The 17,974-nt window shown below is 33.6% G+C and carries 16 protein-coding genes and 3 pseudogenes; 6 read left to right on the forward strand and 13 right to left on the reverse strand.

What is annotated here, in order from left to right; all coding sequences use genetic code 11:
• Positions 1 to 29: 29 nt before the first annotated feature.
• Positions 30 to 1,958 (reverse strand): BatA domain-containing protein, encoded by a 1,929-nt coding sequence (locus tag ACZZ95_RS14585; protein ID WP_463469598.1) that lies wholly within the window; start codon positions 1,956 to 1,958, stop codon positions 30 to 32.
• Positions 1,959 to 2,225: 267 nt separating this feature from the next.
• On the opposite strand from ACZZ95_RS14585, the gene ACZZ95_RS14590 reads away from it, so the two are divergent.
• Together ACZZ95_RS14590 and ACZZ95_RS14595 are read left to right on the forward strand one after the other, a co-directional pair.
• Positions 2,226 to 3,080, forward strand: a complete 855-nt coding sequence (locus tag ACZZ95_RS14590) for a lactonase family protein (RefSeq protein ID WP_463469599.1) — start codon at positions 2,226 to 2,228, stop codon at positions 3,078 to 3,080.
• Positions 3,067 to 3,339: a lactonase family protein gene (locus tag ACZZ95_RS14595; RefSeq protein WP_463469600.1), complete on the forward strand. Its 273-nt coding sequence runs from the start codon at positions 3,067 to 3,069 to the stop codon at positions 3,337 to 3,339. The genes ACZZ95_RS14590 and ACZZ95_RS14595 overlap by 14 nt, the downstream gene beginning before the upstream one ends.
• A 119-nt stretch (positions 3,340 to 3,458) precedes the next feature.
• Here the strand turns inward: ACZZ95_RS14595 and ACZZ95_RS14600 are convergent, their stop codons facing one another.
• From ACZZ95_RS14600 to ACZZ95_RS14615, 4 genes and pseudogenes are all read right to left on the reverse strand, one after another.
• The gene (locus tag ACZZ95_RS14600; protein WP_095953238.1) at positions 3,459 to 4,811 is read right to left on the reverse strand and encodes a DEAD/DEAH box helicase; all 1,353 of its coding nucleotides are present in this window, start codon (positions 4,809 to 4,811) and stop codon (positions 3,459 to 3,461) included.
• Between the two features lie 201 nt (positions 4,812 to 5,012).
• Positions 5,013 to 5,777, reverse strand: coding sequence for a TIGR02757 family protein (locus ACZZ95_RS14605; protein ID WP_463469601.1), 765 nt, complete (start codon positions 5,775 to 5,777; stop codon positions 5,013 to 5,015).
• A 133-nt stretch (positions 5,778 to 5,910) separates the two neighbouring features.
• Positions 5,911 to 6,360, reverse strand: a pseudogene (locus ACZZ95_RS14610) (ABC transporter ATP-binding protein); the annotation flags it as partial.
• Positions 6,361 to 6,576: 216 nt separating this feature from the next.
• Positions 6,577 to 6,789, reverse strand: a pseudogene (locus ACZZ95_RS14615) (ATP-binding cassette domain-containing protein); the annotation flags it as partial.
• A 266-nt stretch (positions 6,790 to 7,055) separates the two neighbouring features.
• On the opposite strand from ACZZ95_RS14615, the gene ACZZ95_RS14620 reads away from it, so the two are divergent.
• Positions 7,056 to 7,352: a hypothetical protein gene (locus ACZZ95_RS14620; protein ID WP_463471683.1), complete on the forward strand. Its 297-nt coding sequence runs from the start codon at positions 7,056 to 7,058 to the stop codon at positions 7,350 to 7,352.
• A 24-nt stretch (positions 7,353 to 7,376) separates the two neighbouring features.
• On the opposite strand, the gene ACZZ95_RS14625 is transcribed toward ACZZ95_RS14620, so the two are convergent.
• The 8 genes and pseudogenes from ACZZ95_RS14625 to ACZZ95_RS14660 all read right to left on the reverse strand — a co-directional run bounded on the left by ACZZ95_RS14625 (position 7,377) and on the right by ACZZ95_RS14660 (position 16,117).
• Complete coding sequence (locus ACZZ95_RS14625; protein WP_463469603.1) at positions 7,377 to 8,420, reverse strand: T9SS type A sorting domain-containing protein; 1,044 nt, start codon at positions 8,418 to 8,420, stop codon at positions 7,377 to 7,379.
• Positions 8,389 to 10,158 carry a hypothetical protein gene (locus tag ACZZ95_RS14630; protein ID WP_463469604.1) on the reverse strand — a complete coding sequence of 590 codons (1,770 nt, stop codon included), beginning with the start codon at positions 10,156 to 10,158 and terminating at the stop codon, positions 8,389 to 8,391. The genes ACZZ95_RS14625 and ACZZ95_RS14630 overlap by 32 nt, the downstream gene beginning before the upstream one ends.
• A gap of 371 nt (positions 10,159 to 10,529) precedes the next feature.
• Entirely contained in the window at positions 10,530 to 10,835 is a 306-nt protein-coding gene (locus ACZZ95_RS14635; RefSeq protein ID WP_463469605.1) for a DUF6787 family protein, read from the reverse strand.
• Positions 10,835 to 11,302 (reverse strand): DUF6146 family protein, encoded by a 468-nt coding sequence (locus ACZZ95_RS14640; RefSeq protein ID WP_463469606.1) that lies wholly within the window; start codon positions 11,300 to 11,302, stop codon positions 10,835 to 10,837. The genes ACZZ95_RS14635 and ACZZ95_RS14640 overlap by 1 nt, the downstream gene beginning before the upstream one ends.
• A gap of 321 nt (positions 11,303 to 11,623) precedes the next feature.
• Positions 11,624 to 12,187 (reverse strand): DUF937 domain-containing protein, encoded by a 564-nt coding sequence (locus tag ACZZ95_RS14645; RefSeq protein ID WP_463469607.1) that lies wholly within the window; start codon positions 12,185 to 12,187, stop codon positions 11,624 to 11,626.
• A gap of 580 nt (positions 12,188 to 12,767) precedes the next feature.
• The gene (locus ACZZ95_RS14650; RefSeq protein ID WP_463469609.1) at positions 12,768 to 13,718 is read right to left on the reverse strand and encodes a D-2-hydroxyacid dehydrogenase; all 951 of its coding nucleotides are present in this window, start codon (positions 13,716 to 13,718) and stop codon (positions 12,768 to 12,770) included.
• 159 nt (positions 13,719 to 13,877) lie between these two features.
• Positions 13,878 to 14,950: pseudogene (gene serC / locus ACZZ95_RS14655) on the reverse strand (3-phosphoserine/phosphohydroxythreonine transaminase).
• 93 nt (positions 14,951 to 15,043) lie between these two features.
• On the reverse strand, positions 15,044 to 16,117 hold the full coding sequence (locus ACZZ95_RS14660; protein ID WP_463469610.1) for an acyl-CoA reductase: 1,074 nt from the start codon (positions 16,115 to 16,117) through the stop codon (positions 15,044 to 15,046).
• A gap of 143 nt (positions 16,118 to 16,260) precedes the next feature.
• Between ACZZ95_RS14660 and ACZZ95_RS14665 the strand changes: the two genes are divergently transcribed.
• From ACZZ95_RS14665 to ACZZ95_RS14675, 3 genes are all read left to right on the forward strand, one after another.
• The gene (locus tag ACZZ95_RS14665; protein ID WP_463469611.1) at positions 16,261 to 16,611 is read left to right on the forward strand and encodes a 4Fe-4S dicluster domain-containing protein; all 351 of its coding nucleotides are present in this window, start codon (positions 16,261 to 16,263) and stop codon (positions 16,609 to 16,611) included.
• Between the two features lie 173 nt (positions 16,612 to 16,784).
• Entirely contained in the window at positions 16,785 to 17,015 is a 231-nt protein-coding gene (locus ACZZ95_RS14670) for a hypothetical protein (RefSeq protein WP_463469613.1), read from the forward strand.
• Positions 17,005 to 17,946 (forward strand): hypothetical protein, encoded by a 942-nt coding sequence (locus tag ACZZ95_RS14675; RefSeq protein WP_463469615.1) that lies wholly within the window; start codon positions 17,005 to 17,007, stop codon positions 17,944 to 17,946. Before ACZZ95_RS14670 ends, ACZZ95_RS14675 begins: the two co-directional genes overlap by 11 nt.
• Positions 17,947 to 17,974 lie beyond the last annotated feature (28 nt).

Raw genomic sequence — 17,974 nt, forward strand, 5'->3', positions numbered from 1 at the left:
GTAATTGGTTTAAAAAATAAACGTAAAAGCTACTTCACAAATTTTATAATTGCCATTTCTAATGCTAAAAATAACAGTGCAAAGATAACAAACCATTTCCAAATTTGGCTGTCGGTTCGCTCAGTTTGTAAGGTATTAAAAATGGTTGAAATCGTATCGGCAGTTTTAAAATCAGAAACTACATTTGTATTTACCTGACTCAAATCGCTTTCGGTTCTTTTGTAATTAAAACTGATATTTTCAACCCATTCTTTTTTGTCAAAAACACTGTAATTGCCAGCAGTTTCTGGAAAATCATTAAAGGTTAATTTTACTTTATTATTTAAAATCTGTTGAATGGGAATAAAAGAATCTTCATTTCCTTTCACTTCTAAGATAGCATCTTTCGTCAATAAAACATCCACAAAATAAGGCTGATTGTTTCCTATTGTCAGTGCATTTACTCCTGTTTTCTGATTGTTCTGGGCTATTTTATAAAATAAAGGCACAATTAAAGGCGACTGCTGAAAATTAGAATTGGAACTATTAATCGGCGCTGTAAAAACCGCTATTCCTGAAACCTGATTTTGAACGGCAGTTACAAAAGGCGTTTGATCTTCGAATGAAAGAACGGAAGGATAGGAACTTGAAACACCAAAGGAACTGTTGACTTTTGGATATTGAAAATTAGATATTTTGTTTTCAAAAACGCCAGAAAATAGCGGATGATCAAAGTTGATTTTTGTGATTAATTTGCTGTTGTTTTCTAAAGTATTGAATTGAACTTTTCCAAAATTACTAAGAAGTGTATTCAAATTAGAAACTGAACTTTTCTCAGCAGGAATTACAACCAAATTACCGCCCTTAGAAACAAAAGCTTTTAAAGTGGTCTGCAAAGCCTGCGGAATTTCAATTAATTCATTTAAAATAATCGTATTCTGTTTTTCTAAACTATTGTAATCTAAAGAACTGATAGAATAATTATGATAATTAAATTCTGCCGGCGTATAAATGCGAGACAAGAAATTACTTTTCTCTGGTTCACCAATACTTATTACGTTTGTTTTTTTGTTTTTAGAAATACTAAAAAACAGTTTGTTATCATACGTCAAACCATTGTCTTCAATTGTTACATAGCCGTGAAAAGCTTCTTTTGGAATCGTAAAATTGATTTTCTTTTTCTTTGTATCAAAATTAATAATCGTCTTAGCGATCAGTTTGTTTTGATTGTATAATGCAGTAGAAACGGGTTTAAAATCTTCGCCGTAAGCCGATAAATTAATTCCGATTTCATAAAAGTTTTCTAAGGTTTGATTGATGTAAACGCTGTCAATTGAAACGTTATTTTTTTGTTCTGCTTCTGGAACAATGAAATAGGGTTTTTCGTCGAAATCTATAGTTGCAATATCTTTTTGTTTCAAACCTACAGCATCGGTAATAATTACAATGTCTTTTTTATGAGCCGATTTGTGGGCTTTTATTTTTGCTGTAATTGCCGAAAGATCAAAAGATGCCGCACTATATTTTAGGTTTTGTAAAGCACTTTTAGAAGATTTAATATCGGTGTTCCAAAAATTTTCGGTGTTTGTTAATAGCGAAAATTGAGTGTTTTCTGGCGTGTTTTCTAGTAATTCCTGAACAGCTCTTTTTAGCAGTTCGCCCTTTTTGCCTTTTGCCTGCATACTAAATGAATTATCCAAAACGATATACATTTCGTTTGAAGCATTTTTGCTGTCTTTGGCTTCAAAAAAAGGCTGTGCAAAAGCTAAAATAATGCAGGTAAGCAATAATAAACGCGTCGCTAATAAAAGGCGTTTTTTTATTTTTGAACTTTTACGGGTCTGAATGGCAAGTTCTTTTAAGAATCGAACATTCGTGAAATAGGAGGTTTTAAAACGTCTTAATTGAAATAAGTGAACCAAAATTGGAACGATCAATAAAAACAGAAAGTATAGAATTTCGGGATGTTTAAAATGCATTCTGGCTTCGATTTACTTCACTACGTTTTGTTTTTCGCGAAGATGCTGGTCAAAAATACGAATTAAAAATTATTTAAACCATATAAGTTTATTTTAGAAATTATAAGTAATGTTTCACAATTAAGATTTACTGATGGAAAGTGTAAAATGAACTTATGCGACGGAAAGCATGTTGACAAAATGTAACTTTTGGAATTTCATTTGTAATAAAGAAAGTATTTCAAAACGATATTATTCCTTATTTTAGCTGATTCAAAAAAACAAACTATGAAAAGAATATATTTATTTTTATTTTCAGCTTTATCACTGACCACGGTAAAAGCTCAAAGTAAATTCAACTTATTGGTTGGAACTTATACAAATACCTGCCAAAGCAACGGAATTTATGTTTATGAATTTGATGCGACTAAAGGCGATTTTAAATTGAAGAATTCTTCAGAAAATGTTATCAGTCCGAGTTATCTTTCGGTTTCGAACGATAATAAATTTGTTTATGCTGTAAACGAAAACGGAACACAAAGTGCTGTAAGTGCTTTTGGATATGATTCGGCTTCAGGAAAATTAAAGTTTTTAAATACAAATCCTTCTCTGGGTGCAGATCCATGTCATTTAATTAATGACTATAAAAATGTAATTGTCGCCAATTATTCTGGCGGAAGTATTGTGGTTTACACGAAGAAACCAGACGGAAGTATTACTGCGGTACAGCAGATAATTCAGCATGAAGGAAAAGGACCAAATGTCGCGCGTCAGGAGAAAGCGCACGTACACATGGTTGCCTTTTCTCCAGACAGGAAATTTGTTTTGTCGAACGATTTAGGTTTGGATAAGATATTTATCTATAAGTACAATCCAGCTTCTAAAAATGAAATGCTGACTTTAAAAGGAAGTGTTGATGTAAAAGCAGGAAGCGACCCTAGACATTTGACTTTTAGTAAAGATGGTAAATTTGTTTACCTAGTGCAGGAATTGGACGGAACTTTAACCACTTTAAGCTACGATAAAACTGGAAATTTAAAAGTAGTTGCTGAAACCAGTATTCTGCCAAAAGGATTTACAGGCGGAACAGGAGCAAGCAGCAATCAAAACTTCGCCAGACGGGAACTTCTTGTATGTGTCTGATCGTGTAGATGCGAACTCCATTTCGGTTTATAAAATTCTTAAAACGGGTGCTTTACAATTAGTAGAACAGCAAAGTACTTTAGGAAAAGGTCCAAGAGATTTCGCCATCGATCCAACAGGAAATTACCTTTTAGTAGGACACCAATATACAAATGATATAGTTATTTTTAAAAGAGATAAAACAACAGGAAAAATCACAGATACAGGAAAAAGAATCGAATTGTGTTCGCCGGTAGGATTGGTTTTTACGAAGATATAGTTTTGTAAAGGTTCAGAGCAACAAAGGCTCAAAGGTACAGAGGTTTTATAATCTGTACTTTTGAGCCTTTTTTATACTCTGTCGCTTTGTTCCTTTGAACCTTTGCGCCTAATAGAGACCTATTTATCCTTATCTTTTCTCTTCTTATCCCTAGTTTTCAGCATATTTCTATTAACAGAACCATGCGTTTTCTTTTTGGTTTTTGAAGGACCTCCAAGGTTGACTTTTTTATTCTTTTTAGTTTTTTCATGAAAAGCACCGTCGCCATCTAGTTTCTGTTTTTTCATTAAGAATTTTATCGGCTGTCTGTCTTTTTCAGGTTCGATTAATTTAGATGAAATTTCAACTTCTTCAGGAAAATCAGCAATTTTAAGTTCCTGATTCATTAAAACCTCAGCTTCAATTTTAAATTCTACTTCACGAGGCGTTACAAAACTAATAGCAGTTCCCGTTGCATCGGCACGACCGGTACGCCCAATTCTGTGCATATAAAGTTCTGGTAATTCTGGAAGTTCGAAATTAATAACATGTGAAATATTAGAAATATCCAAACCTCTCGCCATAATATCAGTCGTGATAAGACCGCGCAGATTTCCTTCTTGAAATTCTGCCATCGTGCTTAGACGATAATTTTGTGATTTATTAGAGTGAATAACTCCAAATTGACCTTCAAACATTTCTTCAATTCTTGTATGAAGCATGTCTGAAATCTTTTTATTATTAACGAAAATAAGAATGCGTTCCATGCTTTCGTCTGTTTCCAGTAAATGCTTAAGAAGATTTACTTTCGTGTTGAAGTTAGGAACATTATAAGTAAGCTGTGTAATTTTTTCTAACGGAGTTCCAGAAGCAGACAAAGTAACTTCTTCAGGAAAATCAAAATAATCATTTAAAATTGCATCAACTTCGTCAGTCATTGTTGCAGAAAACAAAATGTTTTGACGTTTCGTTTTCATCATAGCCAAAAGCGCTGTCAACTGTGTACGGAAACCTAAATTCAACATTTCGTCAAATTCATCAATAACCAGTTTTTGAGTTTCGTCAAAACGAACTACAGCATCTAAAGCTAAATCCATTGTTCGTCCAGGAGTACCAACTAAAATATCAACACCCTCATAGACAGCTTTTTTTTGTGTATTAATGTTTACACCACCGTAAATTCCTAATGTTTTAACCGACATGTATTTAGTCAGTTTTTCAACTTCATCAACAACCTGAACAACTAATTCACGTGTTGGAACTAGAACTACAATTTTTGGTGTATTGGTATTTGTAAATTTATATAATTTTAAAAGAGGCAGTAAATAAGCAAATGTTTTACCAGTTCCGGTTTGCGCAATTCCCATCATATCTCGCCCAGAAGTAATCACTGAAAAAGATTTTTCCTGAATAGGAGTTGGCGTAACAAACCCTAAATCGTCGATTGCTTTTTGTACTGATTTTGGAAGATTAAATTTTTCGAACGTGCTCATTTGCTTTAAATTTTGTGCAAATGTACGTTAAATTGATGGTTTTTTGTTGAATTTGTAATTTTAGATGCAGGATTGTTGTACTGATTGCCACTATTACCGAAGTTGAAGTGCATTTCGAGGCCTCTCCCGAAGTCACTAGACGCTCGGCCAGACAATACAAAAATGAACACTAGTTTTAACTATGATATTTTATTTTTAATGCTAAAAACCTTCAAAAACTCCTAAACCAAATAAAGCAAAATCATATTTTACAGGATCCTGCGGGTCCATTTCTCTTAGTTTTGTGTCTAATTCTAATAAAGCTTTGGCGTCGTTTTGCTTTCGCGAAAGAATTTCAAGTTTGCGGGCAACGTTTCCCGAATGAACGTCGAGCGGACAAGATAATGCTGATGGAGAAATGCTTTTCCAGATTCCTAAATCGACACCTTTGCTATCTTGACGCACCATCCAGCGCAGGTACATGTTGATTCTTTTTGTCGCCGAATTGTTTAAAGGATCTGAAATGTGTTTTTGAGTTCTTGCCAAATGATCTGTTTCAAAAAATATTTTTTTAAACTCGTGAATGCTTTTTTGAAGACTATTTTCCTGCTGATTTTTGGCAAATACAGCTTCTAGTCCATTGTGGTTTTTGTAAATGTGCTGTAATCCTTTTATGAAACCTGCAAAATCATTTCCGTTGAATGTTCTGTGAACAAAGGTTTCAAGCCGAGCCAAATCTTCGTCAGAATGTGACATGACGAAATCATAAGGCGTATTGCCCATTAATTCCATCATTTTGTGTGAATTTTTAATAATCATTTTTCGGTTTCCCCATGCAATGGATGCGCTTAAAAAACCAGCAATTTCGATATCTTCTTTTTGAGTGAAAAGATGTGGAATCTGCACAGGATCACTTTCTATAAAATCCTGATTATTATATTGAATGACTTTTTCGTCTAGAAATTCTTTAAGTTCTTTTTTATTCATTTTGAAATAAAATGTTCTTGTTTATTGAAGTGTCACAACGCTTGGGGAAGTGTCGCCTCCAGATTTAGAAAAACGAGGTTTATTAACCGTAGTTTTGTTTATCGGGAGTATAGCGGACAGCAGGAAACATCTTCTAATTACTAATCTGGCCATCAACCATAACTAATTTTCTATCAGCCATATTCGCTAATTCTTCGTTGTGGGTTACGATAACAAAAGTCTGTCCGAATTCGTCTCGAAGCTGGAAAAATAATTGGTGCAGATTTTCGGCAGAATGTGTGTCTAGATTTCCAGAAGGCTCATCGGCAAAAATAACATCAGGTTTATTGATTAACGCTCTTGCAACGGCCACGCGCTGTTGTTCTCCGCCCGAAAGTTCGCTGGGTTTGTGATTAATTCTGTGTGAAAGCCCTAAATAAGTCAGAAGTTTTTTTGCTTCTTCTTCTGTTTTTGATGTTTTTTTACCAGCTATATGTGCAGGAATACAAACATTTTCAAGAGCTGTAAACTCCGGTAAAAGCTGATGAAATTGAAATATAAAACCTAAATTTAAATTTCTGAAATCAGATAGTATTTTATCTTGCTTACTTTTCTTTTTGAAATATCTCTGATAATAAACTAACATTGAAACTATTGGTAAAAATAAAATACCAACAACTACTACTCTGAGGGTGTCGTCAAATACTGCTTTTCTAAAAAATAATAAATAAACAGCCAGAATTATTATATAAAGAGATCCCGCCCAAGTAACGATTTTAAATGTCTTTTCTTGTTTTGAATTGTTGTTTTTGAGATCTTGTAATTCCAGAACATTTTTGCCATTAATGGTTAAGGAAGAATCGGGGTAATGATCTGGTTTGTCTAAGGTTCCTAAAATCTGCGACAAAGTTGTTTTACCAGCTCCTGAAGCGCCAACGATCGAAACAATTTCGCCTTTTTTAATATGTAAATCAACTCCTTTTAAAACTTCAAGTTTATCGTAGAATTTATGTAGGTTTTTTGCGTGTATCATTTAGAAAACTCTTTTTACAAAGAAACGAAGATTATGTGTAGAAACAAATTACAATATTTAAAATTCCAAATTCCAAAAAAAGAGCGTAGTGATTTTTTTAGAAAATCTAAAATCTAATCCCGAGGCTTCGGGACTAAAATCTAAAATCTAAAATCTAAAATGGAATGTTTATTGATATGGGAATTTTGGAAATAAAACATGAAAAAGAAATAATAGAAATTAATAGTTTATTTCTAATTTCGAATGAACTTCAAAAATCGATAAAAATGCAAGATTTAAATGTTGTTGAAGATAATAGAATGTCAAAATTAATAATTGGTTTAATTTTGGACGGAATTGGTATGATCTCATTTTCGATTCCGCTTCTAGGTGAGTTTTCAGATGTGATTTGGGCGCCTATTGCGGGTGTTATTATGACTCGAATGTATAGAGGAAGAGTAGGGAAAGTGGCTGGTGTTTTAACGTTTTTAGAGGAATTACTTCCTTTTACAGATGTTATTCCGTCTTTTACGCTGACTTGGATTTATACTTACTTTTTTCAAAAAGATAAAGACGGCTTATAAAAACCGTCTTTAAATATTTTCTGTTTATTGAACAATTATCTTTTTGATGTATTGCGTTTTCTTTGTCTGCGGATTAACAACTTTAATTAGAAAAACTCCTTTCGAATTTAAATGAATTGTTTCTGCAGTGTTTCCTCTAATTTTTTGCTGTAGTAATTCTTTTCCAGATATATCATAGATTTTAAGATCAGAAATCTCTGTTTCTTCATTGTGAATAAAGACTGAAAAAGAACCGTTAGTTGGAATTGGCCATACGCTAAAAGAATTGTTTTTAGTTTCTTTAATCACTTCGTCTGTTCCTAAAGTCAGGCTTTGTCCGCTTATAATATTTACTTTTCGTTTCATGGTACCACCTTCAGTATCGGTTACGGTAAACTCAAAAGAGCATAATCCGTTTGCTGTGGGTGTAAATGCTACGCTGTCATTATTGAGAACCTCATTTCCGTTTACAACATTTGAAATTGCGTACGAAACACCGCTTGTAAATCCTCTTGATAATTTTTGAATGTTGATATCGATTTTAGTTCCATCTGGAGATTCATAATGAGGAAGCGACATCCATTGTAAATACTTGTCTAAATTGGTGTATCCGCCTAAATCAGTATCAGCATTTGAATCAGAAAAATCACCAAGTGCCGAGTTTACATTTGTACCAATTATATTTTCCCACCAGTTTGGAAGTCCGTCTTGGTCGGTATCCCAATTAGCATCTCTATTTACAATTGGATAAATTTCGAAACCTCCCACATCAGACTCGTTATCAGGGAATCCAGGTTTTCCAGTTACGCTTCCAACGGCAGAATAAGTTCCGTTTAAAGTTTCTGAAATAATGCGTTGATCGTGATCGTCGAATTCAGGCTGTGTACACCCAACATCTGAAAGTACCATTTTATAGGCGTTTTTTGCAGATTGCGTAGTGACGTACGAAGGGAAAAATGGTGTGTTTACAAAGTTTTCATAAGGAACAGTGTTTCCGGAAACTTTTCTTCCTGCAGTTTGATTGCTTTCGTCAAAATAACCAGGCATGACATTTCCATTAAAATAACATTGCTCGCATACCTGTTCCAACACCTTCATTTTGCTGATTAAAAGCAACGAATATCTTTGTCCCGGCACCAGGTTTATAATAATTGTTTACAAAATTGACTTCTTTAGTACCGCCGTCGGTTGTTCTTCCTCCCCAGTTATAAACGACATTGTTGGTAATGTCCATTCGTCCTGCGTAAGCACCGCTTCCGTCTAATCCGCCGCCAAGACTCCAGTTACGTCCGTAGCAGTGTGCTAGCAAATTATGATGAAAACTGCCTATGTCTCCGCCAATTGTTGCGGCATACCCATGTTCAGTTCCAACTGGATAATTTTGGTGATTTGCCGCATTTAAAGCTTCAGAAATAAGTGTTCTTTGTAATGTTATATTTTTTCCAGATCTGGAGCTGAAAGATTCGTCGATTGTCCAGCTGATAGAGCAATGATCGATAATGCTATTGTCTGCGCCGGTTAATCCCATTCCGTCAAAAGTTGGTCCTGCTCCAAGTCTAACTCTTAAATTTTGAACGACAGCATCGTTTCCAGTAACTCCAAAAGGGGCTGATCGAATACAGATTCCTTTTCCAGGTGCAGTTTGTCCGGCAACAGTTACGTATGGCTGGCTTAAAACAAGCCGAGATTGTAATTGGATAATTCCAGAAGTATTAAAAATAATAGTTCTTGGCCCGATATCATTTGTAACGGCATCGCGGAAACTTCCGGGTCCGCTGTCATTTAGATTTGTTACAGCTACTACTTTGCCGCCACGACCGCCTCTCGCAAAACGTCCATATCCTTCTGCATCAGGAAAGGCAAGTTGTGCTGGACGAAATCTCCAAACATTTCCTTTTTCAATGCCATTTGCTAGAACTTCATCGATTCTCCAGAAATATGTAGCTCCAGTGTATAAGCCGCTTACTTGGTAAGATGTGCTGGCTAATGCTTGATTTCCTTTATATTCTGGTGAAGATGTAGTAGCGTTATTCACTGAAGCTTGATCTGTTCCAAAATAAATATTGTGCGAAACTGCATTTGTCGCCGCTGTCCATTGCAGTAATTTGCCTCCTGAACTTAGCTCAACGTGTTCGTTATTTTGTTTTGGATTTGGATTTGTTGCCTGATAAAAAATATTTGGCGTATTAATTTCAAAACCGTTGAACATTATATTTTTAATATTTTCTGTTCCCGAAGTTTCTGCGCCGATTAAAATAACAACATCGGTTCCTGTAGTAGCTTGAAATTTTAGATATATTGATTTGGCGTCTGCAGTTTTAGCAACTCTAACGGATGGAATTAAATTGTCTACAACTAAGTTCCCATCAATCGAAATATCAATTGGACTAAAATTATTTCCTGACGGACTGTCGACAGCATTAAAAAAGGCTAGAAACGAATGTTCCCCTGTAATTAGTCCGCTTATTTTAAGTTCGATTTGGGCACCTAAATTTGCGGTTGTTCCCTTTACGGTAAGTCCGTCGCTAACTAATCTGGCGTAGTATGGGGCTTGTATTCCTGCTTTGTACCAATTGGTTCCTAAAGCATCTCCATTATTGCCAACTCTTGTTACAGTAAATGTAACTCCATTTTCTGTATAAGTGCTTGTGTTTCCAGAAGCTATTACCCAAGCGGTGTAATCAGGGTCGTTTACTTCTGCTTTGGGTCTTCCTGACTGATCGAAGTCAATTTTTACAATTGGATTTTGGGCAAAAATCATTGTTGTCGGCACAATGAGACAAACAATCGTCATCATTACCGAGCGTTGCAAGTAATTTTTCAGCATGTCAATAGTGTGGTTTGGTTAGTAAGTAATAATAGTTAGTTTGAAAATTTAACTTTAAACTACTGAATATCAGTTTTAAAATTTATTTATAACTATTGTAAAGATTATTAATACTTAAAATAAAACTATCCTGCACCATCCTGTTCTGTGTGCTGTTTTCTTAAAAAATTAGTATAAAAAAAATGTAATATGTTTTTTAAATCATAAACTTTTGAGATGTTTTTATTTAATAAGCAAAGGGATTATTCAAATAGTCTCGAAAAAATTAATTAAAAAAAGTTTTGTTAAAAAAATGAAGTGATTAAAATAAAAAGACTGAACCAGAACAGATTGGACTGTGGTTCATTTAAATGAGAAATGATAAAAAGGAACTATTCTTTAAATAAAAATCCAAGTCCCATTCTTTTAAGCATTTTCTTTTCGAAATTCCAAAAGAAGCGGAATTGCCCAAAAATGGTTCCAATAGCAACTAATAAAACTTGATAAACAGGAAGAATAATTAAAAGACGGATTAAAGTAAACCAAACAACTCCTAAGTCTTCTTTGTGTATTCCTACCCAATCGCAAAAAGGTCTAGAAATCCATGCAGATGCCGATCCAGTGATAGCAAAAACAATAAATATGATGATGGCTTGTAGGTTGGATGTAATTCCCCAGCGTTTTTTAAGTTTGTCCATTATTTATTTATAACCATTACAAATATACTAACATTATCTTTGCAGACATATCCCGCGAGCTTTTGTTTGTAAGTATTTTGAAAATAAATCATATAGTTGTAAATCAAATAATTTACTTCATATCCATAATGAATCTGCGACTGGTAATCTATTGTCATTTCGTATAAATTCGGATCATAACGATTGGGTTGTGTGGCTCGAATGTTCCATTCCAAAACATACTGATAGTTTTTATTTTCGAGATAACTCAAGGTGTAATGATTTCTAGGAAGTGCACGAGAGTTTAACCAAGTATTGAAACCATTGTCAATAATTATGACTTCGTATTCTAAAGAATCATTCGCAATTCTAACAGTGTCTTTTTCTTTTTTGTTTGATGCATTATCATTGCTGGCAATATTTTGCGATGTTGTAGAACAAGCAATTATTGTAAATAAAACAATTAATATAGAAATGCATTTTTTCATGAATTAAATTTACAAATAAATCACGAGAGGCAGGAGGGTTTTAACAGAATTTAGGTTTTTTTAGAGGTGCAAAGGTGCAGAGGTTCAAAGGCTCAAAGGTGCAGAGGTTCAAAGGTTCAAAGGTTCAAAGGTGCAGAGGTGCAGAGGTGCAGAGGTGCAGAGGCTCAAATGTGCAAAGATGCAGAGTTTCAAAGCTGTACAAAAAAAATGTTTACATTACGATGTAAACATTTTTAAGTGCTTTTTTAAACCTTTGTTCCTTTGTTCCTTTGAACCTTTGTTCCTTTGTTCCTTTGAACCTTTGCCTCTTTGAACCTTTCTTTACTTACTTCCAAACAATTTTCCAATAAATCCAGCTATACCGCCTTTTGTTTTGGTAACTACTAAAACATCGGCAACATCAACTTTTCCGTCGTTGTTTTGGTCTAGGCCAAACTGCATTCCGTATTTAGAGATGGTATCCATTATTCCAGAAGCTTGTCCGCTGTTTCCTGATATGGAATTGATGATATCTGAGATTTGAAAACTATTATCGTTAGGATCTTTTGCTTTATTAACCAAAGAACCCAAAATCTGTGGAATTAAATTGGATGCAACTCCACTTGAATCTGCACTGCTAAGTCCAAATTTCTGACCAAGATTTCCGCTTAACTGCTGTTGAATTTGCTGTACTACAGGATTGGAACTGTCGATAGTTGAATTTCCGTTAAATAATCCCGCAATTTGATCGGTTCCGCCTTCAGAAACAATTTTTTTTAAGCTTTCAAAAATAGAGTCGCTAGTTTCGCTAATTACAGCTTCATTGTGCTCGTTTGGGACAGCGGTATTGTTGACAACAGCGTCGCCTCCATATTGTTGTACTAATTGGGTTAATTGTTCAAACATGATATATATGAGTTTAAATTATACGCCAAAAATAATAAAAAAAAAGAAAGATATTTACTACAATTCTATAATAAATACCTTTAAAGATAATCTATTTTTTTATTACTAGCTTAACAAAGTAATAATTTGTGAGGCTACTTTTTTGAGTTTTTTGCTTTGCACCAGGTAGTTACGTCCTCAGGATTAAACCCTGGACAAGTGTGGATGTCCTTTTTCGGAAAAAGGAGCACATCATTATTAAAGGAACTCAAGTTGAAATAATAATTCGTGAAATCTTCGCCATATCTCCAAACATCACTAGAGCCGTTATTATGTACAGTCTCGGTAAATGTAAAAATAGAAGACTGTTTTGGAATAAAATATGCTTTTTCGATAACAAGTGAAAATATATTTCCAAAAACAGAGGTACAAAATAAGACGATTAGAAATGTAAGCAAGATTAAACGAAATATCCACCTGCGTATTATTTTTTTCTTATTAATCTTCATATCGTTTAATTTACGTGCAAACTACTAAAAAAAAACAAAGGGATTTACTACTTAACATAGTAAATCCCTTTAAAGTAATTTTTATTTTCTGTTTAGCTCAACAAAGAAATAATTTGTGAAGCTAATTCAGTACCAATTCTATCTTGTGCCTCTCCAGTTGCGACTCCAATGTGTGGAGTCAATGAAATTTTAGTGTGCATTAAAATTGCCATTTCTGGTTTTGGTTCACTTTCGAAAACGTCTAATCCGGCAAAAGCAACTTTTCCTGAATCTAAAGCTTTAACTAAAGCAACTTCGTCAATAACACCTCCACGAGCACAGTTTACAATTCCAACTCCGTCTTTCATGATTTCAAATTCTTTCTCCCCAACGATATAACCATTTTGAGCAGGAACGTGTAATGTAATGAAATCAGCTTCTTTAAATAAAGACTCTAAAGATTGAGAAACAACTGTAGTTGTAATTGATTGTCCGTCGAAAAATTCAACTTTTATATCAACCTGAGGAATGAAGCTGTCTGCGCCGATAACTTTCATTCCTAAACCAAGAGCCATTTTTGCAGTAGCTTGACCAATACGGCCAATACCAACAATACCTAGAGTTTTACCTCTTAATTCAGTTCCGTTAGCATATGCTTTTTTCAAACCGTCAAAATTAGTATCTCCTTCAAGAGGCATATTTCTGTTAGAATCGTGTAAAAAACGCACACCATTAAATAAGTGTCCAAATACCAATTCAGCAACAGATTCTGAAGATGAAGCAGGAGTATTGATTACATGAATTCCTTTGCTTTTAGCATAGTCAACATCAATGTTATCCATACCAACACCACCACGTCCGATGATTTTGATACCAGGACAAGCGTCGATAATATCTTTACGAACTTTAGTTGCACTACGAACTAAAATTACGTCTATGTTGTTTTCATTTATATAGTTAGCTACTTGTTCTTGAGCTACTTTTGTAGTTATAACTTCAAATCCACCTTTTTCTAAGGCTAGAATTCCACTTTTAGAAATTCCATCATTTGCTAATACTTTCATTGTATTTATTGTTTATTTGGTTGATCGTTTATTTGTGTAATCGTTTATTTGTGTAATCGTTTATTTGTGTAATCGATGAACCAAGTATTGTGATTTTTTTCTTTTGATATTTTGAAGGAAATTTTACGATCAACCAAATTAACGATTAACCGAAAAAAACTAAACTTTAGATTCCAATGCTTTCATTACATCAACTAAAACCTGAACACTTTCGATAGGCATAGCGTTGTAAATAGAAGCTCTGTAACCTCCAACAGAACGGTGTCCTGGTAATCCAGAAATGTTTGCCGCTTTCCATAAAGCATCAAAAGTTTCTGTGTGATCTGGATTGTTTAGTAAGAAAGTAACGTTCATGTTAGAACGATCTTCTATTGCGCAAAGCACCTTTGAATAGAGGGTTTCTGTCAATTTCATTATAAAGTAAGTCAGCTTTTGCATTGTTTAATTTTTCAACAGCAAGAATACCGCCTTTTTCTTTAATCCATTGTAAAGTTAAAAGAGAAACATAAACAGAAAAAACAGGAGGCGTATTGTACATACTTTCTGCTTTGATGTGTTTAGCGTAATCTAACATACTAGGAATTGTTCTTCCGTTTTTGCCTAAGATTTCTTCTTTAACTACAACAAGAGTAGTTCCTGCAGGCCCCATATTTTTTTGAGCTCCAGCATAGATCAAATCAAATTTAGAGAAATCTAATTCGCGTGAAAAAATATCAGAACTCATATCACATACAACAGGAATATTTGTTGCTGGGAAATCTTTCATTTGAGTTCCAAAAATGGTATTGTTACTTGTACAGTGAAAATAATCTGCATCAGCCGGTATTTCGTAACCTTTTGGGATATGTGTATAATTGTCGTCTTTTGAAGAGCCTACGATAACCGTTTCTCCAAAAAGTTTAGCTTCTTTGATTGCCGCAGTAGCCCAAGTTCCTGAGTCTAAATAAGCAGACTTTTCCATTTTCTTTTAATAAATTATATGGAGCCATTAAGAATGCTGTACTTGCACCACCTTGTAAAAATAAAGCTTGATAACCTTTTCCTTGAAGTCCTAATAATTCTAAAGCAAGGGAGCGAGCTTCTTCCATTACTGCAACAAAATCTTTGCTTCGGTGCGAAATTTCAAGAATAGATAATCCTGAATCATTAAAATTTAAAATTGCTTTTGATGCTTTCTCAAAAACTTCCTGAGGTAAAATACTTGGTCCTGCGCTGTAGTTGTGTTTTTTCATGGTTGTTGTTAATAGTCGAAAATTTTAAAGACGCAAATTTCGGTAATAAGAGACGAAAAAGCGTTAAAATATTCGAAATAATTAAACATTTTATTACTTTGTTGTTAACAAAAACGTTATAGTATCGACATTATCTGCGTAATCCCACAATTGCGGTTTTTGCGTTTCTCCGAATGTTATACTTTCTGGACTTAAATTGTCGCTGACAATGCATTGAATTTGCTCTGAATCGGTTGTAAGACGTTTTTGAAGATCCTCAAGGCTTTCATAATATTCATAGAAAACGCTCGAAATAGGAGAGGCATAGCTTGAATCTTCTTTCAGTGTTAAAAATCCGTTGTCTAATAATTTGAAATTACTCATTAAAAAAACGGCTTTGTTGTAATCGTAATTATTAGCATATTTTTCATAGTGAATAACATCCTGATATTTAAAAATAGCTTGAAAAAAAGCATCAAATGAATAACCTTTTGGAACAAAAAGCTTAGAAACATTTCGGCATCCTAAACCAAAATATCTAAAAATGTCTTCGCCTAATTCTTCCAATTCTTCATGGGTTTCGTTTCCAGTTAAAATGGTCGCAGAATTTCGGTTTTTACGAATGATTGAAGGTTTGTCTTTAAAATAATATTCAAAGTAACGAGCCGTATTATTGCTTCCTGTGGCAATTACTGTATCGAAATTTTCCAGTTTTCCTTCCACGAAAGTGATTTTATCTTTTAAATTTTCATCAACAGCAATTAAATATTTGGCTAAAAATGGCAATAAATGCTGATCATTGGATGATGTTTTAATTAAAGCTTTGTTGCCAGTAATTAAAACAGACAAAAAATCATGGAAACCTACCATCGGAATATTTCCAGCTAATATTAAAGCAACAGTTTTTTCTTTTTTCTCGCTTTGACCAAATGCCGCTTCGTATTGAGAAAGCCATTTTTCAAGGTTTTCTTCTGTTAAAGCTTCTGCCCAGGATTGAATAGCAAAATAAACCTGTTCAGGTGTATACCATCCATTATGCGATTGTGATAAATGTATAAGTTTTTCAAAATCATCAAAAAAGATGTCATTATATAAAACGTCAGATTTTTTCATGGAGTGACCTTCAGAAAACTGACTTAAAAATTTTCCTAATTCAACAAAAACACTTTTTTTTGTTTCTAATGTCATAATGTTTGTTTATGAATTGTTTTGATTGTAATTTTGCACAAAAATAAGCATAATTAAGTCGAAAGTCATCAAGTCAAAGGAAAATGTCTTTTTGTTTGTTTGACTTTATAACTTTAAGACTTTTAACTTTAAGACTAAAACAAATGGCAATAATTATAACTGACGAATGTATTAATTGCGGGGCTTGTGAACCTGAGTGCCCAAATACAGCAATATATGAAGGAGCAGATGACTGGAGATATAAAGATGGAACAAGCCTTAAGGGAAAAATAGTTTTACCTGATGGAACTGAAGTTGATGCAGAAGATGCACAAACTCCAATCTCTGACGAGGTTTATTATATCGTGCCAGGAAAATGTACAGAATGTAAAGGTTTCCACGATGAGCCTCAATGTGTCGCTGTTTGCCCAGTTGACTGTTGTGTGCCAGATGACGATCACGTAGAAGACGAAGAAACTTTATTAGAAAGACAAGCGTTTTTACACGGAGAATAAGTATTCAAAAAAATAAACAAATAGTAATCCTGAGTCCATAAAACTCAGGATTTTTTTTTACCCTGATATCAGGTATTTTTAAAAGTTAGTGTATTGATAACTAATGTTTTATTTTTCATGTGTTGCGTAATTGTTAAAAAATTAATACTTTAGTTGAAAAATTAATAACGCCTATGAATAGATTGCTACTTTTATTTGTCGTTTTACTCAGTACTGTAAGCGTTTTTGCACAAAGCGAAGAGTATTCCATAATTGTTAGAGATATCGAAACATTGGAGCCTATCGAAAATGCAACTGTCGTTATCTTAAAAACAAAGCAAGTTTTAATGACTAACGAAGATGGTAAGGTTACTTTTGTTTTGAGCGCATGGTTCGAATGTTCAGGTTTCAGAAATGAATTATGAAGATCTGACAATACGCTGGGCTTCATTAAAAGAAAATGAGTTTGTAGTTTATCTAAAAAACAAAAAAGAAAACTTAGACGAAGTTGTCGTTTCAAATGAAAATCTTCAAAAAACACTTCAGAAAATAGTTGCAAATTCGAAACAAAAAATAAGCGTCTCCCACCGTTTAAAAGTATATGTTAGAGAGTTTTTTATGCTCGATAACCAGTATTCGTATTATAATGACGGATTGGTTAATTTTCAATTCAATAAAAATAATTCAACTACTTTGCTGGTAGAGCAAAACCGTTCGTACGGATTATTGGATACTACAGATGTCAGCACTGATTTGATGGGATATAATTTGAATAATATCATGGAAAATTATTCAAGTTTTAAATATTTTGATCCGCTGTTGGATTCTAAGTCAAAGAAAGAATATGATTTTACGGTTAAAGGACATTCTAAGAATAAAGAGTATTATGTGATGTCGGTTAGTCCGTTGGATAAAGCTAAGGAAGCGATAGATAATTTTGAAATAATTTATGATCCGATAAAGAAAATAATTTTAGAATTTACGATTTCAGTTACTCCGGCGAGTCTCGATAAAATTGAAGATAAAACAGGTACAGGCGATAAAAATATCACTAAATCATTTGTAAAAGTAAATTATCGCTGTGACGGAACCGATTATTATCTGCTAAGTTCTAACGAAGAAATAGGTTATAGGGTTGTTTTAAAAGATAAACCTAAAAATATTCAAGTCCGAAATAGTTTTGTCACTACGGAATTCAATAAACAAAATTTCACTTATAGCGAAAGTGATGTTTTTAAAGAAAAATCGCTTTTTAATAAGAGAAATAAAATCCTGACGAATTATTGGGATATTTCTGGTTTTACCGCTACCGATGAAGAAAAAGCGATTATTGCCTCGTTAGAATTTAAATTGTAATTATATAAGCAGAAAAAAAATCCTGAAC

It is taken from the genome of Flavobacterium sp. AC267, from assembly GCF_979258715.1.